The organism is uncultured Paracoccus sp., assembly GCF_945915435.1.
GTDB lineage: Bacteria > Pseudomonadota > Alphaproteobacteria > Rhodobacterales > Rhodobacteraceae > Paracoccus.
Genome location: NZ_CAMEFG010000002.1, coordinates 106883 through 129164, shown reverse-complemented (window position 1 = coordinate 129164; position 22282 = coordinate 106883). Strand labels below are relative to the sequence as shown.

General features: G+C 65.1%; 18 protein-coding genes. 9 read left to right on the top strand and 9 right to left on the bottom strand.

The genetic code is table 11. The annotated features are described in order from the left end of the window. Positions 1–286 precede the first annotated feature (286 nt). The 5 genes from Q0O97_RS01500 (at position 287) to Q0O97_RS01480 (ending at position 7483) form a co-directional block, all read left to right on the top strand. The gene (locus Q0O97_RS01500) at positions 287–979 is read left to right on the top strand and encodes an RraA family protein (protein ID WP_294923799.1); all 693 of its coding nucleotides are present in this window, start codon (positions 287–289) and stop codon (positions 977–979) included. 133 nt (positions 980–1112) lie between these two features. Further along, positions 1113–2732: an ABC transporter substrate-binding protein gene (locus Q0O97_RS01495; RefSeq protein ID WP_294923796.1), complete on the top strand. Its 1620-nt coding sequence runs from the start codon at positions 1113–1115 to the stop codon at positions 2730–2732. Positions 2733–2792: 60 nt separating this feature from the next. After that, the gene (locus tag Q0O97_RS01490; RefSeq protein WP_294923794.1) at positions 2793–3605 is read left to right on the top strand and encodes an enoyl-CoA hydratase/isomerase family protein; all 813 of its coding nucleotides are present in this window, start codon (positions 2793–2795) and stop codon (positions 3603–3605) included. Further along, complete coding sequence (locus tag Q0O97_RS01485; RefSeq protein ID WP_294923791.1) at positions 3602–5797, top strand: acetate--CoA ligase family protein; 2196 nt, start codon at positions 3602–3604, stop codon at positions 5795–5797. Before Q0O97_RS01490 ends, Q0O97_RS01485 begins: the two co-directional genes overlap by 4 nt. Positions 5798–5917: 120 nt before the next feature. Beyond that, positions 5918–7483, top strand: coding sequence for an ABC transporter substrate-binding protein (locus Q0O97_RS01480; RefSeq protein ID WP_294923787.1), 1566 nt, complete (start codon positions 5918–5920; stop codon positions 7481–7483). A 52-nt stretch (positions 7484–7535) separates the two neighbouring features. Here the strand turns inward: Q0O97_RS01480 and Q0O97_RS01475 are convergent, their stop codons facing one another. The 9 genes from Q0O97_RS01475 to Q0O97_RS01435 form a co-directional block, all read right to left on the bottom strand. Further along, positions 7536–8774 (bottom strand): CaiB/BaiF CoA-transferase family protein, encoded by a 1239-nt coding sequence (locus Q0O97_RS01475; protein ID WP_294923784.1) that lies wholly within the window; start codon positions 8772–8774, stop codon positions 7536–7538. Beyond that, positions 8767–9972, bottom strand: coding sequence for a 3-sulfinopropanoyl-CoA desulfinase (gene acdA / locus Q0O97_RS01470; RefSeq protein ID WP_294923781.1), 1206 nt, complete (start codon positions 9970–9972; stop codon positions 8767–8769). Before acdA ends, Q0O97_RS01475 begins: the two co-directional genes overlap by 8 nt. A 182-nt stretch (positions 9973–10154) precedes the next feature. Further along, positions 10155–11084, bottom strand: a complete 930-nt coding sequence (locus Q0O97_RS01465; RefSeq protein WP_294923778.1) for a LysR substrate-binding domain-containing protein — start codon at positions 11082–11084, stop codon at positions 10155–10157. Positions 11085–11234: 150 nt separating this feature from the next. Continuing rightward, on the bottom strand, positions 11235–11819 hold the full coding sequence (locus tag Q0O97_RS01460; RefSeq protein ID WP_294923774.1) for a flavin reductase family protein: 585 nt from the start codon (positions 11817–11819) through the stop codon (positions 11235–11237). A gap of 19 nt (positions 11820–11838) precedes the next feature. Further along, positions 11839–12636 carry an aldolase/citrate lyase family protein gene (locus Q0O97_RS01455; RefSeq protein WP_294923771.1) on the bottom strand — a complete coding sequence of 266 codons (798 nt, stop codon included), beginning with the start codon at positions 12634–12636 and terminating at the stop codon, positions 11839–11841. A gap of 38 nt (positions 12637–12674) precedes the next feature. Continuing rightward, the gene (locus tag Q0O97_RS01450; protein WP_294923768.1) at positions 12675–13670 is read right to left on the bottom strand and encodes an MDR family oxidoreductase; all 996 of its coding nucleotides are present in this window, start codon (positions 13668–13670) and stop codon (positions 12675–12677) included. Positions 13671–13682: 12 nt separating this feature from the next. Then, complete coding sequence (locus Q0O97_RS01445) at positions 13683–15116, bottom strand: NAD-dependent succinate-semialdehyde dehydrogenase (protein WP_294923765.1); 1434 nt, start codon at positions 15114–15116, stop codon at positions 13683–13685. Between the two features lie 9 nt (positions 15117–15125). Beyond that, positions 15126–15308 carry a hypothetical protein gene (locus Q0O97_RS01440; RefSeq protein WP_294923762.1) on the bottom strand — a complete coding sequence of 61 codons (183 nt, stop codon included), beginning with the start codon at positions 15306–15308 and terminating at the stop codon, positions 15126–15128. A 14-nt stretch (positions 15309–15322) separates the two neighbouring features. After that, positions 15323–16489 (bottom strand): acyl-CoA dehydrogenase family protein, encoded by a 1167-nt coding sequence (locus tag Q0O97_RS01435; RefSeq protein WP_294923759.1) that lies wholly within the window; start codon positions 16487–16489, stop codon positions 15323–15325. Positions 16490–16886: 397 nt separating this feature from the next. On the opposite strand from Q0O97_RS01435, the gene Q0O97_RS01430 reads away from it, so the two are divergent. The 4 genes from Q0O97_RS01430 to Q0O97_RS01415 all read left to right on the top strand — a co-directional run bounded on the left by Q0O97_RS01430 (position 16887) and on the right by Q0O97_RS01415 (position 22249). Beyond that, on the top strand, positions 16887–18446 hold the full coding sequence (locus tag Q0O97_RS01430) for an acetolactate synthase large subunit (RefSeq protein ID WP_294923755.1): 1560 nt from the start codon (positions 16887–16889) through the stop codon (positions 18444–18446). A gap of 145 nt (positions 18447–18591) precedes the next feature. After that, a complete protein-coding gene (locus tag Q0O97_RS01425; protein WP_294923752.1) occupies positions 18592–19599 on the top strand; it encodes an ABC transporter permease in 1008 nt (335 codons plus the stop codon). After that, positions 19596–20438 carry an ABC transporter permease gene (locus Q0O97_RS01420; protein WP_294923750.1) on the top strand — a complete coding sequence of 281 codons (843 nt, stop codon included), beginning with the start codon at positions 19596–19598 and terminating at the stop codon, positions 20436–20438. Before Q0O97_RS01425 ends, Q0O97_RS01420 begins: the two co-directional genes overlap by 4 nt. After that, positions 20435–22249 carry an ABC transporter ATP-binding protein gene (locus Q0O97_RS01415; protein ID WP_294923747.1) on the top strand — a complete coding sequence of 605 codons (1815 nt, stop codon included), beginning with the start codon at positions 20435–20437 and terminating at the stop codon, positions 22247–22249. The genes Q0O97_RS01420 and Q0O97_RS01415 overlap by 4 nt, the downstream gene beginning before the upstream one ends. Positions 22250–22282 lie beyond the last annotated feature (33 nt).

Genomic DNA, 22282 nt, shown 5'->3' with positions numbered 1-22282 from the left:
GCGATGCCGGGCATGACAGCTTTGCGCCGCACCCCATCCGACCGGCTTGCCCCAGCAATTGTTTTCCGCTGGTCAACCAGAATCCTGTCCATTGCGATGCGCTCATCCGTAAATCGGAATCTAATTATTTATATTTGTTTTCATATTCTTGACCTCTACTGGCCGTCACAACTCCGCGACCCTCAAGAACAGGCAGAAAAAATTCAGCAGGCATGAATCTTATTGAGTTGCGCCAGAGCAGGGGAGGCCGGATTGTCTGGGAAACCTGACCTTTCGGAGTCCCACGATGACCAACGCCCATGCCCCGGATCGCGCTTCCGATATCTTCGTTTCCGCGCTCGAACCGCTCTCGATCACCGTCATCGTCGATGCGATGTATCAACTGGGCCTGGCCGAGGGCGCGCTGGCGCCGAACGTGCGCCATGTCACCGGACCCCGCATCGTGGGGCGGGCGCGGACCGTGGACAGGGCGGTCATGCCGCGCAACGCCGCCCAGAAGGACATCGACCCGGATCTTGGCCTGGGCATCTACGAGGTGATCGATTCCCTCAAGCCCGGCGAGGTTCTGGTCGTATCGGGCGAAGGCGATGCCAGCTATTCCACCTTCGGCGACAACATGGCGCTGCGCAGCAAGATCGCGGGCGGCATCGGCATCGTCACCGACGTGGCCGTGCGCGACACCGCCGAGATCGGCGAGCTTGGCTTCGCGGCCTTCGCGGGCGGCGTCTCGGTCCGGCCCGGTCAGTTCCGGTTCATCACCCGTTCGATCAATCAGCCCGTCATCCTGGGCGGCGTGCGGGTCCGTCCCGGCGATATCGTGGTGGGCGACCGCGATGGCGTGGTCGTCGTGCCCGAGGAACATGCCCTTGCCGTGGCCGAGCGCGCCACGGCCATCGAGACCGCCGAGAAACAAAAGCAGGCAAGCCTGCATGACGGGATGAAAATCACCGAAGCCGTCAGGAAATACAACGTGCGCTGATCCGCCGTCAGGGCGCCAAGCGCGACGGCAACGCCGCAGCCCGATCCCCCGGCAAGCCGAGAGGCGGGACAACCGCCCCTTGGGTCGAAAGGTCCACCGATCAATCCCACCCCCCTTCAGGGAGAATATCCAGATGACCGACGCAAAACGCAGGCAAATTCTTGGCTTCGGTGCGGCCTTGGGCGTCGCGGGGGCCTTTCCCCTGCCGCTTCTCGCGCGCTCGGCTTCCGGCGCGGCCGATCCGGTTGCGGGCGGCACTCTGGTTCTGGCCGAATTTCCCGAACCGACGCTGCTGACTTCGGCGCTGATCGCGGCGGCGCCGACGAACAACATCTCGCCCAAGATATTCGACGGGCTGCTCTACTACGACGTGGAGACGTTGGAGCCGAAGCCGCAGCTTGCCGAACGGTGGGAGGAAAGCGAGGACGGCCTGACGCTGACCTTCTTCCTGCGCGACGGCGTGCGCTGGCACGACGGCCAGCCCTTCACCTCGGCCGATGTGGCCTTCACGATCACCGAGGTCCTGTTGCAGTTCAACAGCCGCGGCAAGGCGATCTACGGCAACGTGACGGCGGTCGACACGCCCGACCCGCTGACCGTCGTGCTGCGCCTTTCGAAGCCCGCGCCCTATATCCTCGCGGGGCTGAGCAGCTGGATCTCGCAGATCCTGCCCCGGCACCTCTACGAGGGCACGGATTTCATGACCAACCCGCACAATACCGCGCCGGTCGGCACCGGCCCCTACAAGCTGGCCGGATGGGAACGTGGCAATTACATGCGTCTGGTGCGTAACGAAGATTACTGGGACCAGCCCCGCCCGTATCTGGACGGCATCCTCTATCGCTTCCTGCCCGACTCGGCATCGCGCGCGGCGGCGCTTGAGGCGGGGGATGTCCATGTCGTCGCGGAATCCAAGGTGCCGGGCAGCGATCTCGTCCGCCTGCGCGAGGATCCGCGGCTGGAATACGAAACGAAGGGCTATGCCCTGCTCGCCTCGATGCAGTTCTTCCAGTTCAATCTGAAGAACCCCAAGTTCCAGGATGTTCGGGTGCGGCGGGCCTTCGCCCATGCGATAGACCGCGATTTCATCGTCCGCAACATCTGGTACGGCTACGGCAGCGCCGCGACCGGCCCGCTTTCGCCGGTGCTGACCACCTTCTATTCCGAAGAAGTGCCGGCCTATCCGTTCGACCCCGCAAAGGCCGAGGCGCTGCTGGACGAGGCGGGCTTTCCACGCGGTGCGGACGGGATACGGATGCGGATCGTCCACGACGCCGCCCAGAACGGCGAAGCCTTTCCCCGCACGGCGGAATATCTGCGCGACGCCTTGGGAAAGATCGGCATCGCGGTCGAGGTGCGCATCAGCGATTTCGCCAGCTTCTCGCGCCGGGTCTATACCGACCGCGATTTCGAAACCGCAAACTACTATACCAGTTGCGGTCCCGACCCGGCCATAGGCGCGCAGCGGATCTATTGGTCCCAAGCCTATGTGGACGGCGTGTCCTATTCGAACGGCAGCGGCTACGACAACCCCGACATGGACCGCATTCTCGAAACCGCCCAGGCCGAGCCGGATGCCGCCACCCGCCGCGCGCTCTATGCCGACTTCCAACGTCTCGCGATGGAGGAGCTGCCCGAAATACCTCTGGTCGCGATGCAATTCGTCACGATCACCGCCCGCGAGGCGCATGACGTCTCGTCCAAGGCGGACGGAATCAAGGCCAATCTGGCCGATGCCTGGATCGAAAGCTGAGCGCAAACCTGTGGAACGGCCGAACCGGGCCGCCCTTTCCGAAACCGAGAGACCGCCGCCATGCCTGAACTGCTGACCGTCGAGGTCGAAGACCGTGTCGCCCTGATCACCTTCCGCCGGGGCGGCAACCTCAATGCCTTCAACCGACAGCTTCGCGGCGAAATCGTCGAGGCCGTGGCCGCCGCCGATGCCGATCCGGCGGTCCGCGTGCTGGTGCTGACCGGAGAAGGGGGGCGCAGCTTTTCCACCGGCTACGACCTGAAGGAAGCCGCGCAATCCGAGAAGAAATCCCTGCCCGAATGGAATGCCTATCTGCGGGCCAACCATCATTTCACCGAATGCGTCTGGACCTGCTCGAAGCCGGTGATCGCGATGATCGACGGCTTCTGTCTGGCGGGGGCGCTGGAATTTGCCCAGATGTGCGATATCCGCTATGCCTCGGATGACGCGAAATTCGGGGTGATCGAGACCCGTTTCGCCACCGGCATCGCGACGATGATCATGCCCTGGGTCGTCGGCGCGCGCTGCCGCGAGATGATCTATACGGGCGATACGGTAGGCGCCGAGGAAGCCCAGAGACTTGGCCTTATCAACCGGGTCTATCCCAAGGCGGACCTGCGGCGCGAGGTGATGAAGATCGCCAAGCGCATGGGACAGGTTTCGCTGGAATGCCTGCAATGGAACAAGCGGTCCCTGAACGGCGTTGCGAGGGCGCAGGGGATGGATGCCGCGATGGAAAACGGGATCCATGCCTGCACCATGATGAATGCCACCGAAAGCGAGGAATTCCGCCAGTTCGACACGCTGCGCCGCCGCGACGGGCTGAAAGCCGCCCTCGCCTGGCGCGAGGCGCAATTCGGGCGCTTCGAATGAACGCGCATCCCCCATCGCCATCGGGCCGCGCCCTGCCCTATGGCCGGGCGGAACTGGCGCGGCTGATCGCGCCCGGCAGCATCGCCATCGTCGGCGCCTCGGCCCGTCCGGGTTCTTTCGGGCAGCGGGTCGAACGGAACCTTGCGGGTTTCTCTGGCCGGCTGCATCTGGTCAACGCGCGCTACGACCGGCTGGGCGACATGCCCTGTCATCCCTCGCTTTCGGCCTTGCCCGAGGTGCCCGATTGCATCGTGGTCTGCACCGGCAAGGAACACGTGCCCGCCGTGATCGAAGAGGCGGCCGGGCTGGGCGTCGGCGGGGCGGTGGTTTTCGCTTCGGCCTTCGCCGAGACCGGCAAGCCCGAGGATATCGCGGCCCAGGCGCGGCTGTCCGCAATCGCCGCCGGATCGCGGCTTCGGATTGTCGGGCCGAACTGCCTTGGCGTGCTGAACCTCGGCCTTCGCGCCAACATGACCTTCCAGACCCCGCCCACCCGGCAGGAACCGCGCCGGGGCGCCATCGGGCTGATCAGCCAGTCCGGCGCGCTCGGCATGGCGCTGTCGCAGGCGGCGGAACGCGGAGTGTGTTACTCGCATGTGCTGACCTCGGGCAATTCCTGCGATGTCGATGTGGCGGATTACATCGCCTATCTGGCCCATGATCCAGCCTGCGCGGCGATCGCCTGCGCCCTTGAGGGCGTCGCGGTCCCGGCCCGTCTGATCGCCGCCGCCGAAGCTGCCGCCGAGGCGGGCAAGCCGTTGGTCATCTACAAGATGGCGGCCTCGGACCAGGGTGCGGCGGCGGCCATGTCGCATTCGGGAACATTCGCAGGCTCTCATGCCGCCTATGGCGCGGCGCTGCGCCGGGCGGGGGCGGTCATGGTCGATGCGCTGGACGCCCTGGTCGAGACGGCCGCCTTTTTCGGCAAGGCCCCTGCCCGGCCCAGCGGCCCCCGCGCGATGGTTCTGACCACCTCGGGCGGGGCCTCGATCATGGCGGCGGATGCGGCCTCGGCGCATGGGGTCGAACTGCCGCCGCTGGGTCCTCGGACCGAAGAGGTGCTGGCGGCGCGCGTCCCCGACTTCGGTTCGGTCGGCAATCCCTGCGACGTGACCGCGCAGATCGTGAACGATCCGCAGATGTTTGCCGATTGCGCCGGGGCGATGATGGCCGATCCGGGTTGCGATGCGCTGGTGACGCCGCATGTGCTGGCGCAGGAATTCGCCGTGCCCCGCATCGCGGTGTTGAACGATCTGGCCCGCGATCACGGCAAGATCGCCTGCAATGTCTGGCTGAGCGAGTGGTTCGGCGGTCCGGGCGCGCAGGAATCCGAAGCGGCGCCGCATGTCGCCCTCTTCCGTTCGATGGATCGCTGCATGCAGGCCCTGCGGCTCTGGCACGACCGGGCCGAGACGCTGGCGATGCGCGCGCCCTGCCCCCGTCTCTCGGATCCGGGCGCGCGGGCGCGGGTGGCCGAAATTCTGACCGCCGAGGGGCCGGTGCTGACCGAGCGCGCATCGAAGCGCGTGCTGGCTGCCTATGGGATCGCAACCGCCTCGGATCATGTCGTGGCGAATGCGGCCGAGGCCGCAGCCATCGCCCGCGATCTGGCCGCGCCGGTCGTCCTGAAGGGCGAAGCGGCAAGCATCCCCCACAAGAGCGAGGCCGGGCTTGTCCACCTGAACCTCGCGCGCCCCGAAGAGATTGCCGCCGCCCATGACGACCTGATTGCGAAACTCGCCCGGCTGGCCCCGGGCGAACCGACCGCCGTGGTGCTGCAACCGATGATCCCCGAGGGGGTCGAGATCATGATCGGCGGCCATGTCGATCCGCAATTCGGCCCGTTCGTCGTTCTGGGTCTGGGCGGGGTTCTGGTCGAATTGATGAAGGATGCCGTGCTGGAGCCCGCCCCCCTCGGCCCGGCGCAGGCGAAACGCGCCCTCGACCGGCTGCGCGGGCGGGCCATCCTTGATGGCTTCCGCCACCTGCCGCCGGTGGACCGCGACCGGCTTGCCGAAACGGTGGCGCGCTTTTCGGAACTGCTGGCCGATCATGCCGGCCGCATCGTCGAGGCCGACGTGAACCCGCTTTTGTGCAGCGGCACGGCTGTGATCGCCGTGGACGGGCTGATCCGCAAGGTGGAAGACCGCCCGACAGGCGCCTGTCCCGCCGGTTCAGGCGGAGTTTACTGAAACAACCTGCACAAAAAGGGACAGTTTTCGCGACAAAGGCAACCCAGACCAGAAGCCCGGAAAGTTGGAGAAAATGGTATGAGCATCAACAGAAGAAGCATCCTTCAAGGCGGTCTTGCGTTGACTGCCAGCGGATTTCTGCCCTTCGACATGGCCCTTGCGCAAGCGCAGGAAAAGACCCGCGGCGGCGTGCTGGTCATCGGTCAGTATCCCGAACCCAGCATATTGACCGCTGCCTTGGGCGGCGGTGGGGCGACGAACAACGTCTCGCCCAAGATATTCGACGGGCTGCTGGCCTATGACAACGACCTGAAACCCGTGCCGCAACTTGCGAAATCCTGGGAAGTCTCGCCCGACGGGCTGACGATCACCTTCCATCTTCAGTCTGAGGCGAAATGGCATGACGGCACACCCTTCACCGCCGCCGACGTCGCCTATTCGCTGCTGGAGGTGTGGAAGGTTCTCAACAGCCGGGGCAAGCAGATCTTCGCGGATGTGATCGCGGTGGATTCGCCCGACGACCATACTTCGGTCTGGACGCTTGCCAAACCCGCGCCCCATATCCTGAACGGCCTGACTTCGCATCTGGCGCAGCTCGTGCCGCGCCACCTCTATGAGGGAACCGATGTGATGAACAATCCGCACAATACCGATCCCATCGGCACCGGCCCGTTCCGCATGGTCGAATGGAACCGGGGCAACTACATGCAACTCGAACGGTTCGACGACTATTGGGACAAGGGCAAGCCCTATGTGGACAGGGTCTTTTTCCGCTTCCTGCCCGATGCCGCCAGCCGCGTCGCAGCACTTGAGGCGGGCGACGTCCACCTGCTTGGCGAAACCGGTGTGCCGGGCAGCGACCTCGAACGGCTGTCCCATGATCCGATGCTACGGATCGAGACCAGGGGATACAATTACATCGGCCAGAACACCTTCTTCCTGTTCAACCTGGACCGGCCGGTGTTTCAGGACGTGCGGGTGCGGCAGGCCTTCGCCCATGCGATCGACCGCGACTTTCTGGCCCGCAACGTCTGGTATGGCTACGGCGAGGCGGCCGACAGCCCCTTCCCGCGCGACATGGGCGATTTCCACACCGACGACGTGCCGACCTATCCCTTCGATCCCGAACGCGCCATGCAGCTTCTGGACGAAGCCGGGCTGACGCCCGATTCCAACGGAATCCGCTTCGAGTTCACCCACGACTTCCTGCCCTATGGCGAGCAATATCCCCGGATGGCGGAATATATCCGCGATGCGCTTTCGCGGATCGGCGTCAGGATGACGATCCGCGCGCAGGACTATGCCAGCTATCTGCGCCGGGTCTATACCGAGCGCGATTTCGACACGATCAACTACCTGATCGCCGTCGGTCCCGATCCGGTGATCGGCACCCATCGGCTTTATGCGACCGACGCCTTCCAGCCCGGCGTCTCCTTCTCGAACGGCGCGCATTATTCCAGCCCCGAGGCCGATGCGCTGATGGAGGCCGGCGCGGCAGAGATGGACCCCGCCAAGCGCAAGCAGATCTATGACGATTTCCAGCGCGTGGTGCAGCGCGACCTGCCGCAGATACCGCTGGTCGCGCCGAAACAGGTGACGATCGTCAATGCCCGCGTGCATGACGATGCGCTGTTTTCGGAAGGGATCAAGGGCAGCCTCGCGGATGTCTGGCTTTCACCCGAATAGGCCGGCCGCAAGCAGAAAAAGGCCCGGAGCCGATGTTCCGGGCCTTTTCCATTCATCCGATGACGCCTCTGGCGCGCAAGTCGTCAAGCATCTCCTCGCTCACCCCCGCCACCGAAGCAAGGATTTCGTCGGTATGCTCGCCCGCGACAGGCGGCGGATGGCGATAGCTGACCGGGGTCGCACTCAGCTTCAGCGGGCTGCCGACCAGTTCCACCGTGCCGCTCTGCGAATGATCATAGGGCATCGAGATGCGCATCCCCCGCGCCAGCACCTGAGGATCGGCGAAAACCTCGTCGATATTGTTCACCGGACCCGCCGGAACCCCTGCGGCCTCAAGCGCCGCCAGCCATTCGGCGGAACTGCGGGTCGCCATGATCCGGGCCACCGTCTCGTTGACGAGATCGCGGTTCCGCACCCTGGCGGGATTGGTCGCGAAGGCAGGGTCCTGGGCCAGATCCTCTCTCCCTGCCAGTCTTGCCCAGGCCTGGAACTGGCTGTCGTTGCCCACGGCCAGCACGATATGCCCGTCCAGCGTGGCATAGACCCGGTAGGGCACGATATTCGGATGATCGTTGCCGCGCCGCACCGGACGTTCGCCCGAAACGAGGTAATTCGTCGCCTCGTTGATCAGCCACGACACTTGCGTGTCGAGCAGGCAGACATCCACCTGCTGCCCCTCGCCCGTCACATCGCGCCGACGCAGGGCAGCCAGAATGCCGATGGTCGCATATAATCCGGTGGTGACATCCGCGATCCCGACACCGACCTTCATCGGCGGCCCGTCGGGGGCGCCGGTGATGCTCATCACCCCGCCCATAGCCTGCGCGAGATAGTCGTAGCCCGCACGGGCACGATACGGCCCGGTCTGGCCGAAACCGGTGATCGAGCAGTAGATCAGCCGGGGATGGCTTTTGCGCAGGCTCTCGTAATCCAGCCCGTGACGGGCAAGCCCGCCGGTCTTGAAGTTCTCGACCAGAATATCGCAGCCTTCCAGCAGGTGCAGCAGCAGGGCCTTGCCCTCGGGTTGGGTGAAGTCCAGCGCAATCGACCGCTTGTTGCGGTTGGCCGAAAGATAATAGGCGGATTCCCGCGTCGGGCCGCCGTCGCGGCCCGTGACGAAAGGCGGGCCCCATTTGCGCGTATCGTCACCCGCGCCGGGGCGTTCGATCTTGAGAACCTCGGCCCCCAGATCGCCCAGGATCTGCGTGCAGGTCGGCCCGGCGAGGATTCGCGACAGATCCAGCACCCGCAGCCCCGAAAGCGCCCCGACAGGCGGCGGCAACTCAGTCACGACCCTGCCCCGCCTTCGACAGATAGCCGTCGCGGGTCTGCGGCAGTTTCCAACCAAGCATCCGCGAGGCGACCAGCGTTCGCAGCACCTGCGCCGTGCCGCCGCCGATGGTGAACATCCGCACGTCGCGCGCCATGCGTTCCAGCGGCAGGTTTCGCGAATAGCCGCGCGCACCATACATCTGCAGCGCATCGTTGACGATGCGGATCGCCGCCTCGGATGCGTGGATCTTGGCCTGCGCCGCCAGCATCGGATCGGGGAAGGGGCTGCCATCCGGCCCGTTCGAGCGCGCCGCCGCATGCAGCATCAGCCGCGAGGCGCTGAGTTGGGTCTGCATGTCGGCCAGCATCCACTGGATGCCCTGGAACTCGCCGATCGGGCGTCCGAACTGCTCGCGCTCGCGCACCCAGGCGATGGCGTGATCCAGCGCCCCTGCCGCGACCCCCATCGCCACGGTGCCCGCGCCGACCCGCTGGCTGTTGTAGGCATTGATCAGCGCGGTGAACCCCTTGGCCAGCCCGCCCGGAGGCATGACCAGCCGGTCGGCGGGCAGCACCAGATCCTCGAAGGCCAACTCGCCTTCGGGGATGCCGCGCAGCCCCATGGTCGGCTCGCGGTGGACCATCTTCAGCCCCTCGTCCTCGTCGCGCAGGGCGATGAAGCCGCCCACGCCCAGATCCTGACCCGTCTCGTCGAAAACGCGGGCAAAGATCAGATGCAGCCGCGAGACCCCCGCCCCGGTTATCCAGTGCTTGCCCCCGTTCAACACATAGCCGTTGCCGCGCCGGTCGGCCCGTGTCTTCAGCGCCAGCGCATCGCTGCCCGCATCCGGCTCGGTAATGCAGATCGCGGGCTTGTCCCCGGCCAGCACCAGCCCGGCAGCCAGCTTCTTCTGCTCTTCGCTGCCATAGGCCATGATCGCCGAGATGGCGCCCATATTCGCCTCGACCACGATCCGGGCCGTGACGGTGCAAGACTTGGCCATTTCCTCGACGACCAGAACCGCGTCAAGGAAAGAGCGTCCCTGCCCACCGTATTGCTTCGAAACGGTCATGCCCATGAAGCCGGCCTCGGTCAGATCGTGGACGTTGTTCCAGGGATAAGCCTCGCTGCGGTCCACCTCGGCCGCGCGCGGTGCGATCATGTTGCGGGACAGCTCTTCCGCCCGGCGGCGCAGGCTTTCTTCTTCATCGGTCAATCCGACATGCATACCACTCTCCACTGCTTATGCGGGAATGCGGCAATCTTGCGAAAGAACCTTCGAATTTTCTATTGAATTATCGCATCGACCGGACAAATTACTTTTTCAGTTCCAGAATTGGGCGGCGCTTGCCATATCCGTATGCTGGCAGTTTCGGATCATTCGCCGTGAATAACGCTTCAGGCGCAGACGCCTTCGGCCAGTTCCAGATCATCGCTTCTTGCTTCGGACACCAACCAGTCCCAGAATTGCGAAACCGGCTTTGATTTCGCCTTCTCATAAGAGCAGACGAAATCATAAGTATGCAGCGACGGCACCGAGACATTGAATGGATTTATCAGCCTGCCATCGCGCAATTCGTTCTGCACCAGAAGATCCTTGGCCAGCACCACGCCGTGCCCATCCGCCGCGAAACGATAGGCGGCAAAGGCGTTGTTGAAGCGGATGCCGCCGCTGACATCGAAGGAATCCGCCCCCGCGCGCGCCAGCCAGCTTTCCCAGCTTACGTTGTCGGTGCCGTTCAGGCTCTCGTCGTTCAGCAACTGCTGGTGGCGCAGGTCGTTGATGCTGCGGATGGCGTTCGGCCCCTGCATCAGACGCGGGTGGCAGACAGCAATGATGTTGTATTTGAACAGCGGTCGGCGGATCAGGAAATCCGGCGTCGGCGTGCCCGAAACAATGCCGATATCGTCGCGCCGCCAATGCGTTTCGGGCGATGGCACCCGGATCGAAACCGAGATCGGCGTATTGTATGCGCTTTGGAAAGAGGACAGTCGCGGCACCAGCCATTGCGCCGCGAAAGAGGGCGGCGCGCTGATCGCCAGTTGCTTTGCGGCGGCGGGGGCGCAGACCTGTTCGGTCGCCGAGGCGATCGAGTCGATGCCCCGGCTCGCGCCTATGAAGAACGTCTGGCCAGCCGAGGTCAGCTTCAGCGCCGAGCCGGTTCGATGAAAGAGCTTGACCCCGAGCCAGCGTTCAAGCGCGCGCACCTGATGGGTCACGGCGGCAGGGGTGACGCAGAGTTCGTTCGCCGCATGGGTCATGCTGCAATTGCGCGCAGCCGCCTCGAATGCGCGCACGGATGTTAACGGAGGCAAACGCACAGCCATCGCCGTAACCCCATCGTCTTCTCAATATGCCATGACCATAGCTTCACCAAACGCAAACTCAAAGGAAATTACAATCCAAATAACATGATCGTGCTGGTGCAATATTTCCCCGGAGCCAGTAATTTTGAAATATTCTTCCGAGCCGGGAAGTCATGCTTCGAAACCGCTCTCGACATAACCGTCGAGAAAGTCCTTCGGTAGAATCTGGGCGAACTGGCCGCGGAAATACATCAGGGGTTCGCCTTCGACGCGGCGAACGGTATCGACGATCCTGCCGATCAGGATCATGTGGCTGCCGAAGGGAATCGCCTCGGCCAATTCGCAATCCACCGAACAAAGCGCGTTTGCCAGCACCGGCGCGCCGGTGCTGAGACGGGTCCACGATCCCATGTCGAATTTGGCCTCGTGGCGGGCACCGCCATGACCGGCAAAGCGCAGCGCCAGATCAAGCTGGTCGAAGCCAAGGAAGTTGACCGCGAAGCTGCCGGTCAATGTCGCCGTCTCCACCGCTTCGGAAGCGGTGTTGAGGCAGACCAGCACCGAGGGCGGCTCGCCGCTGAGCGAACAGGCGGCAGAGACGGTCAATCCACGGCGTTGCGCGCCCTGGCCGGTGCTGACAATGGTCACCCCGGCCGAAAGGTTGCGCATGGCGGCCTTGAAGGCGGCCAGATCTATCGAGGGATAGCCGATGGTTTCGCGATCCGACGACAGGGATTCGCAACGGTTTTCGTTCATTCGCCCACCTCCGTCCGTGTCAATCCTGCGCCGCCGGGACCAGCGCGGCACGCGCCTTGCTGACGAAATCGCTGGAGACCCGCAGCAGCGGCGGCAGGAGGCCGGTCACCACGATGGAATATCCGCGTTCGAAATAGGCGCGCGCGGCATCGGGCGACTGCGCGGCGATCGACGTCGCCACCCCGAACTGCCGCCCGGCCTCGGCCACACGGGTCACCGCCTCGTCCACCCGGCTCTCGGTATCGGGTCCAAAGCCGATATTGGCCGAAAGATCGCTTGGCCCCATAAGCACCAGATCCACGCCGGGGGTCGAGGCGATGGCGATGGCATTGTCCACGCCCCTGGGGGTTTCGATCAGCACGCCGGTCACCACGCGCTCGTCGGCGGCCTTCATCGCGGCCGGGCCGGTATCCTTCATGAAGCGATGCGTGCGGGTGTAGAATGCCAGGCCACGGTTGCCGGCGGGCGGGTAGTGCAGCGCGTCGACCACGGCAGCCGCTTCCTGCGGGGTCTCGATTTGCGGAATGATCAGCCCGTCCGCCCCGGCGTCCAGCGACCGCAGCACGAAATCCGGCGTCATGGACGGCACGCGCACCATGACCGCGATTCCCGCGGAATGGCCGGCGCGGATCATGTGAACGATGTCGCCGATGCCGATCGGGCCATGCTCGGCATCGATCACGACGAAATCGAATCCGGCAAAGGCCGCGACCTCGACCAGTTCGGGCGAAGGGGCCGGGCAGAAGGCGCCCAACAGGGATTCCCGCGCCTTCAGCCTTTTGCGGAAATCGTGGCGGCTCGGTCTGGTCTCGGTCATTTCACAGGTTCCTTTTCAGGGGACGATCTCGGGCCGGGTCAAAGCCCGGCGACATTGACAACCACCCGGCCGCGGATGCGCCCGGCAATGATCTCTTCTCCCAGTTCCATGACCTCGCGCAGCGGCACCTCGCGGGTCATCCGGGCCAGCGCCGCGCGATCCAGATCGCGGGCCAGCCGGTCCCAAGCGGCAATGCGGCGCGCGCGGGGCGCCATGACGGAATCGACGCCCGCCAAGGTGACGCCACGCAGGATGAAAGGGGCGACGGTCACAGGCAGGTCCATGCCGCCCGCAAGGCCGCAGGCCGCCACCGCGCCGCCGTAGCGGATCATCGACAGCATGTTGGCAAGGGTGGTCGAACCCACGCAATCCACGCCCGCCGCCCAACGCTCCTTGCCCAACGCGCGCGGCTTTCCCGCCAGTTCCTCGCGAGAGATGACTTCGACCGCGCCAAGGGCCTTCAGATAGTCGGCTTCGGTCTCGCGGCCAGTGACTGCGGTCACGCGACAGCCCGCCCGCGCCAACAGCGCCACCGCGACAGAGCCCACGCCCCCTGCCGCCCCCGACACCACGACCGGCTGCCCGTCTGCCGGTTCGAGTCCGTGATGCTCCAGCGCCAAAAAGCACAGCATGGCGGTATAGCCCGCCGTCCCGATGGCCATCGCCTCGGCAGGACTCAGGCCCTTCGGCAGCGGGATGAGCCAGTCGCCCTTCACCCGAGACAATGCAGCCCAGGCCCCAAGATGGGTTTCGCCCGTGCCCCAACCGTTCAGGATCACCGCATCGCCGGGCTTGTAACGCGGATCGGTGCTGGTCTCGACGACGCCCGCCAGATCGATCCCCGGCACCATCGGAAAGCGTCTGACCACCGGCGCCTTGCCGGTCAGGGCCAGCCCGTCCTTGTAGTTCAGCCCGGAATGGCTGACACGGACGGTCACATCCCCTTCCATGAGATCGGCCTCGGTCAGTTCGCGCAGCGAGACCCGCCGCTCTCCATTGCTCTCCTCGATGACGACCGCTTCAAAACCGCTCATGGCTGCTCTCCTTCAAAGGGTGGTTTGGGTGATCGTGCGGATGTTCAGATAGGCCTCCAGCACTTCGCTGCCGCCCTCAGATCCCTGACCGGAATCCTTGATCCCGCCAAAGGGAAGTTCGGGCAGCGCAAGGCCCTGATGGTTGATCGACAGCATGCCCGCCTCGACCCGGTTTCGCAGTTCGGCCATGCTGCGGGCCGAGCCGGTGAAGGCATAGGCCGCGAGCCCGTAATCCAGACGGTTCGCCTCGGCCACGGCATCGTCGAGGCAGGCCACGCGGCTGACCAGCGCCAGGGGGCCGAAAGGCTCTTCGTTCATCGCCGCCATGTCGGGCGTCATGCCGGTCAGCACCGTCGGCTGAAAGAAGCTGCCGGTATTGCCGACGCGCCCGCCGCCCGTGCGCAGTTCCGCTCCACGGGCAAGGGCATCCGCGACCAGCCGTTCGACCGCCTGAAACCGCCGTTCGTTCGCCAGCGGCCCCATCGTCGTGGCCGGCTCCAGCCCGTCGCCCACGCGAATGGCCTCGGCCTGCGCGACCAGCCGCGAGACGAAAGCGTCATGCACATCGTCCTCGACCAGGAAACGGGTGGGCGCGATGCAGATCTGGCCCGCATTGCGGAATTTCGAGGCCGCCATCACCGCCGCCGCCCGGTCCAGATCCGCATCGGCGGCGACGATCACCGGCGCATGGCCGCCAAGTTCCAGCGTGATCCGCTTGAGATGCCTGCCCGCCAGCGCCGCAAGCTGACGCCCGACGGGGGTCGAGCCGGTGAACGACACCTTGCGGATCACGGGATGGGCAATCAGATGGGCCGAAATCTCGGCCGGGCGTCCGAAGACCAGATTGACCACGCCCGGCGGCAACCCGGCGTCGGACAAAGCGCGGACCAGGGCGGCAACACTCGCAGGCGTCTCTTCCGGCCCCTTGAGGATGATCGAGCAGCCTGTGGCGATGGCCGCGCCAAGCTTGCGCACCGCCTGGTTGATCGGAAAGTTCCAGGGCGTGAAGGCCGCGACCGGCCCTATCGCATCGCGGATCACATGCTGGTCGATACCCGCCGACCGGGCCGGAACGATCCGGCCATAGCTGCGGCGCGCTTCCTCGGCCAGCCAGTCCAGCATATCGGCGGCGCCCCTGACCTCGCCCAGGGCTTCGGCCAGCGGCTTGCCCTGCTCGCGGGTCATGACCGGGGCGATGGCCTCGGCCCTGTCGCGCAGAAGGTCCGCCGCCCTGCGCAAAAGCGCCGCCCGGTCGAAGGCGCCGGTGATGCGCCATTCGGCAAAGCCCCGCGCGGCGGCATCAAGCGCCCGGTCCAGATCGGCAACATCCGCGCAGGCGACCCAGCCGATCGTTTCGCCCGTGGCGGGGTTTTCGACCGCGAGCCGCGCGCCCGAGGATGCCTCGACCCATTCGCCACCGATGAAAAGCGGGGTTTCGTGCTGCATCGTCGGACCTCAGGGCGCTGCCGGGTTGTGGCCCAGCCCGGAAAGAACGCGCTGGATGTCCTGCGCCAGTTGCTCGGCGGCCTCGGCCGAAAGTTCGACCTTCCCGGCGGGCGCTTTCGGGTCGCCGAAGGAAATGCGGATCACCCCGGCACGGGCCAGAACGGTGGTGGTGCGGTCGTGGACCTCGGTCATCGTCTTGTCCTTTCTCAGCGTTGCAGCGTGGAATCGAAGGTTTCGCCCAGTTCGGATTGCCCCAGGATCTGCGCCGTCCGGTCATGGCCCGCGTGCAGCACATGGGTTTCAAGGTCGCGGATGTAGCGGCTGAGCGGGAATTCATCGAAAAGCGCGGTCGAGCCGGCGCAATGGATGATCTTGTGCGACAGGTCGAACGCGGTATGGGCCGCGGTGGATTTCGCCGCCATCGACGTCAGTTCGGCCTTGACCACATCGCCCTCGGTCCAGGCGATGATGGCGCGGTGGAACAGCGCCCGCGCGGCGTCTAGCGCGACCTTCATCTCGCCCACCCGCAATTGCAGGACGGGATCCTTCCCCCGACCCTTCTGCCGCATATAGTCGAGAAACCAGTCATACATCCCCTCGGAAGTGCCGAGGTAATTGGCGGTGAAGCCCAGATGGAACCGCCCCTGCCAGCGGTCGCGCGGATAGCTGCCGGGCTTGCCGAGGACGTGGCTGTCGGGCACGAAAACATTGTCGAGCGTGATCACCGGGCTGGGGCAGGCCCGCATTCCGGCGGGGCGATACCATTCGGTGTCGATGCTGACACCTTCCATGTCGTGATCGACCACGACCATCAGATGGCTGTCGAAATAATCGGTCGCCCCCTCGATGGTGACGAAGATGATGCCGAAGCCAAGCTGCTCCATCGCATTGGTGGCATAGTTCTTTTCGCCGTGGACGATCCAGCCGCCTTCGGTCCGCCGCGCCGAGGTGTTCAACTGATACATGTGCTTGCGCCGCGCTTCGCTGCCCACCAGAGTGCCCAGGAAGGGCCGCTCGAAAACGGGTTTCAGGAAGAGTTCGCGCTGCTCGGGCGTGGCGACCGAGTTCAGCACCCAGGCGGCATGGTTATGCACCTGGAAATTATGCGCCGTGCCGGGGCAACCTCGGGCCAGCACCCGGATCGCCTGCAAGTAGGTGGCCGGATCGTCGCTGTCCAGATTGCTGCCCTTGCCCCCCATCTCGCGCGGCAGGGTGGTGGCCAGCCAGCCGCGTTCGAACAGCGCCTGCATGTTCTCGACCGGCATGGAGCATTCGGCGTCATAGCCGCGTCCCCGCGGGCGGAACTCCTCGATGGCGAGCCGCTCAAGCTCCTGGATATCGTCGCGCTGAAGCGCGGCTTCGGGATTGAACACGGGATTCCTCCTTGGCTGATGCCGCCCGGCTTCCGGCTTGCGGACCGGGCGAATTCGATGCGGGTCCCGCCCTTGGCCCGGACGTTCCAGACGCGGCGCGGCAAGCGGGAGCCTTCTCGTTGCCAGCAAACAGGACGATGATCGCGAGGGGAATTGAGTTATCTTTCGCAGTCGCGAAAATTAATTTTGACGCGACATCCGGCAGGGGAATGACCCGGATCAACTATCTGTAATTGAACGATATTTCATTCCGTCCAAGCCACGGGAAAATTCCTTTCCGTGGCAAGGAAAGAATTTTCAATTGCCCGATGCGATCCCGGAACCGAACCATTGCGGAACCGATTGCCTCGCCCGGTTGGGTCCGCAATGACGGCAGGATTGTCTCAGGAGGAATATGATGAACGGCGCCGAAAGTCTGGTGAGAACCCTGGTCGAGGGAAAGGTGGACGTCTGTTTCGCCAACCCCGGCACTTCGGAAATGCATTTCGTCGCCGCGCTCGACAAGGTTGAAGGTATGCGTTGCGTGCTGGCCCTTTTCGAGGGCGTGGCGACAGGCGCGGCGGACGGTTTCGCCCGGATGGCGGACAGGCCGGCATCGACCCTGCTGCATCTTGGGCCGGGCCTCGCCAACGGGCTTGCCAATATGCACAACGCCCTTCGCGCCGGCACCTCGATGGTCAATATCGTCGGAGACCATGCCACCTATCACCGCAGCTACGACGCGCCGCTGACGTCGGACATCGAAGGGGCGGCCCGCCCGTTTTCGCATTGGGTCCGCACCTCGTCTTCAGCCGAACATGTCGCCCGCGACGGCGCCGATGCCATCGCGGCGGCGCAGGTCAAGCCCGGCAAGATCGCCACGCTGATCCTGCCCGCCGATACCGCCTGGACCGAGGTGACGAGCCTGCCCGACGGCGGCCATGTCCCCGTCCCCGACGTGGCCGCGCCGCGCCAGACGTCGCAGGCAGCCGTGGACGAGGCGGTCGCGCTCTTGCGCGGCGGCGGGCGGACGGCGCTGTTTCTGACCGACCCCGCCTTGCGCGGCGAGGCGCTGGAGAATGCCGGCCGCATCGCCGACGCCACCGGCGCAAGGCTTATTTCCCAGACCTTCAACAAGCGGATGGAGCGCGGGGTGGGCCGCGTGCCGGTCGAGCGGCTGCCCTACCCGATCGACCCCTCGATCGCGATGCTGAAGGAGGTGGACACGCTGATCCTGGTCGGCGCCAAGGCTCCGGTCGCCTTCTTCGCCTATCCCGGCAAGCCCAGCGTGCTGACCCATCCCGGTTGCCGCATCCATGCCCTCGCGCTGCCGGGCGAGGATGTCGAACAGGCGCTGGCCTGGCTTGCCGACGAACTCGGCGCGGCGAAGGCCCGGCCCAAGCGGGTCGAGGCCGCCGACCATCCTCTGCCCGAAGGCGCCATCACGCCGGAAAAGCTGGGACAGGCGCTGGCGGCGCTGATCCCCGAAGGCGCGATCCTGGTGGACGAATCGAATACCTCGGGACGGACCTTCTTCAACGCGACCATGCAGGCGCAGCCGCATGACCTGCTGCACAATCTGGGCGGCTCGATCGGCTACGGCCTTCCCGTGACCATCGGCGCGGCCATCGCCTGCCCCGACCGCCCGGTCTTCTGCCTCGAATCCGATGGCAGCGCGCTCTACACCTTGCAGGCGCTTTGGACGCAGGCGCGCGAGGGAACGCATGTCATCACGCTTCTGTTCTCGAACCGCGCCTACCAGATCCTGAAGGGCGAGCTGACCAATGTCGGCGCGGCCAATGCCGGGCGCAAGGCATTGGACATGATGGATCTGGGCAACCCGGACATCGACTGGGTGTCCATGGCCGCCTCGATGGGCGTGGCAGGGTCGCGCGCCGACACCGTGGAGGACGTCGTGCGCGGCATCAGGGCCGGACTTGCGGGCAAGGGACCTTATCTGGTCGAAATCATGATGTGACACTTGCCCAAGACTTGCCGCCGGGACAACTTCCCGGCGACCTGCGCGCTTGCGCAGCGCCATTCAGAGGGAGAGAGACCATGCAGACAAGCATCGCCGGACCCGTCCGAGGACGCGCCCGCCTTCCAGCCTTGAGGCCCGCGCCATGAGCGGCAGCGGCGGGCGCCTGAACGGCGCGATCAATACCGGCATATTCGTCCTGCGGCGTCTGGTCCATGTTCTGCCGACGATGTTCCTGATCCTGACGGTCAATTTCTTCCTGCTGCAAATGGCGCCGGGCGATGCGGTCGACGTGCTGACCGGAGAGGCCGGCGGTGCGTCGCCCGAAATCGTCGAAATGCTTCGCAAGGAATTCGGGCTCGATCAAAGCACGGGAATGCAGTTTCTGCGCTATGTGCAGAACGTGGCCACCTTCAACCTCGGCTATTCGGTCGGCTACAACGGCCATGTGGCGCCGATCATCCTCGAACGGATCCCGGCCAGCCTGCTTTTGATGTTCACCGCAATTGTGGTGGCGCTGATCGTCGGCGTGACCTTCGGCGTGATCTCGGCGGTCTGGCGCGGGCGCTGGATCGACAATGTGATCAACGTGATCTCGATCTGGGGCTTCGCGCTGCCGCTGTTCTGGCTGGCGCTGATGCTGATCGTCGCCTTTTCGCTGACGCTGCGCTGGTTCCCCGCCAGCGGCATGTACAACGTCTATCAGGGCCATACCGGCTGGGCCTTCGTCACCGATGTGGCCTATCACATGGTGCTGCCGGTGATCAGCCTTTCCGTCTATTACCTGGCGATCTTCAGCCGCATCACCCGCTCGTCGATGATCGAGATCTTCGGTCAGGACTACATGCGCTTCGCCAAGGCCAAGGGGCTGCATCCGGCGCGGATCACGCTGCGCCACGGGCTGCGCAACGCGCTTTTGCCCATCGTCACCATCACCGGCCTGCAACTTGGCGCCATGCTGGGCGGCTCGGTCGTGATCGAGACGATATTCGCCTGGCCCGGCATGGGCCGGCTGGCTTTCGACGCCATCTTCCGGCGCGATCTCAACCTGCTGCTGGGCATCCTGTTCGTCAGTTCCTTTCTGGTGATCATCGCCAATATCCTGACCGACATGATCTACAGCGCCCTGGACCCGAGGATCACCCTGAAATGACCGGATGGCCCGCCTTCAGACGCCGCTTCCTGCGCAACCCGGCCGGAGTCTTCGGCCTCGTGGTGATAATCCTGATGATCCTGACCGCGCTCGGCGCCGGGCTGCTTTTTCCGGCCAGCCCTCTGTCGATCACCGGCGATCCCTTCATCTGGCCCGGCCAGTCGCCCGCCCATCCGCTGGGCACCGACATCCTGGGCCGCGACATTCTGGCAGGCATCGTCCACGGTGCCCGCGTCTCGCTGATCGTCGGGCTGGCGGCCACGGCCATCGCGGTGATCCTGGGCATGACGCTTGGCGTTTGCGCGGGTTATTTCGGCGGTCTCACCGATGTGGTGATCATGCGTCTGGTCGAACTGTTCCAGACCATGCCCTCGCTGATCTTCACCATCGTCGTCATGGTCTCGCTTACGCCCTCGATCCCGGCCATCGTGCTGGCCATCGGCATGACAAGCTGGCCACAGATCGCCCGGCTTGTCCGGGCCGAGACGCTTCGCCTGCGCAACAGCGAATTCCTCCTTACCCTCAAGGTGCTGGGGCTGAGCGACCTGCGCATCATCATCCGCCACCTTTTCCCGAACGTGACCTCGATCGTGGTCGTCACCGCGTCGATCATCGCCGCCCAGGCCATCCTGCTGGAGGCGGCGATCTCGTTTCTGGGGCTGGGCAATCCCAACATGATCTCGTGGGGCAGCATGATCGGCTCGGGCAAGGAGGCGCTGCGGTCGGCCTGGTATATGGCAGCCATTCCCGGCATGGCGATCTTCGTCGCGGTGCTTGGCCTCAGCCTGTTCGGCAACGGGCTGAACGATGCGCTCAATCCGCAAGGGACCCATAAATGACACAGGAACCCATTCTAGACGTCGCCGACCTGCGGATCGCGTTCCGCAGCGCCGGCAAGTCCATCCCGGCGGTGCGCGGCCTGTCGTTCAACCTGCGCCGGGGCGAGATCCTTGCCCTGGTCGGAGAATCCGGCTGCGGCAAATCGGCCACGGCCCAGGCCGTGATGCGGCTTCTGCCAGAACCCCCGGCCGAGATCGCCGGAACCCATGCGCTGTTCGAAGGGCGGGACCTGCTGCGCCTTTCCGAAGCCGAGATGCGGAATATCCGCGGCAACCGGATCTCGATGATTTTTCAGGACCCGCTCTCGACGCTCAACCCGGTGATGAAGGTGGGCGACCAGATCGCCGAGGTCTTCGTCCGCCACAAGGGCATGGGCTGGGACGCCGCGCGCAAGGAGGCCGTGCGGATGCTGGATCTGGTCCGCATCCCCGAAGCGGCCCGGCGCGCGTCCGACTATCCCCATCTCTTTTCCGGCGGAATGCGGCAGCGCGTCGCCATCGCCACCGCCATCGCCGCCAGACCCTCGGTCCTGATCGCGGATGAGCCGACGACGGCACTGGACGTGACGATCCAGGCCCAGATCCTGGAGTTGATACGATCGCTTCAGCGCGAAGAGGAGATGGCCGTCCTTTTCATCACTCACGACATGGGCGTGGTGGCCGAGATCGCCGACCGGATGGTCGTCATGAACGGCGGACAGGCGGTCGAGAGCGGAACCACCGAGGCGATCTTCGCCGATCCGCGCGAAGCCTATACCCGGACGCTGATTTCGGCGGTGCCCCGGCTGGGCGCCATGAACGGTTTCGGCCAGCCGATGCGTTTCCCGCCGCCCGGCAGGATCGACACGCCGCCGTCCGAGTTGCTGATGCCCGATACCGTGCGCGCGGACGAAAGACCGCTGATCGAGGTGCGCAACCTCTCGGTCCGCTTCGGCGGGCGGGCAGGGTTGTTTCGCGCCACCGGCAGCAGCGTCCACGCGGTCGAGAACGTCTCTTTCTCGATCCAGCCCGGCGAGACGCTGGCGCTGGTGGGCGAATCCGGTTGCGGCAAATCCTCGACCGGCCGCGCCATCGTGCGGCTGAACGAACCGACCCGAGGCAGCATCCTGCTTGAAGGACGCGACATCGCCGGCATTCGCGGCGAGGATCTGAAACGGATGCGCAGGCGGGTGCAGATGATCTTTCAGGACCCCTTCGCCAGTCTCGACCCGCGCATGAGCGTGGGCGCCGCCATTGCCGAGCCGCTGGTGGTCCACAGGCTGCTGGACCGCAAGTCCGCCCGGACACGGGTGCTGGAGCTTCTGGCGCAGGTCGGGCTGAAGCCCGAGATGGCCGACCGGCTGCCGCATGAGTTCTCGGGCGGGCAACGCCAGCGGATCTGCGTCGCCCGCGCGCTGGCGCTGGAGCCAAGCCTGATCGTCGCAGACGAATCGGTTTCGGCGCTGGATGTCTCGATCAAGGCGCAGGTGGTGAACATGATGCTGGAATTGCAGCGCAAGCTGGGGCTTTCCTATCTGTTCATCAGCCACGACATGGCCGTAGTCGAACGTGTGAGCCACCGCGTCGCAGTGATGTATCTGGGCGAAATCGTCGAGATCGGGCCGCGGGCCGAAATCTTCGGCAATCCGCGCCATCCCTATACGCAGCGCCTGATGGCGGCGGTGCCGATCCCCGATCCCTCGCGGCGGGGCGAATTGCGCAGCGTTCCGCTGAACGAGTTGCGCAGCCCGGTGCGCCCGCATGGCTACGAACCCCCCGAACGGGTCTATCACGAGGTCGCGCCGGGGCACCTGGTGATGAAGGCAGGCTGATTTCGGCGATCTGCGCTCGTCATGCGTCGATCC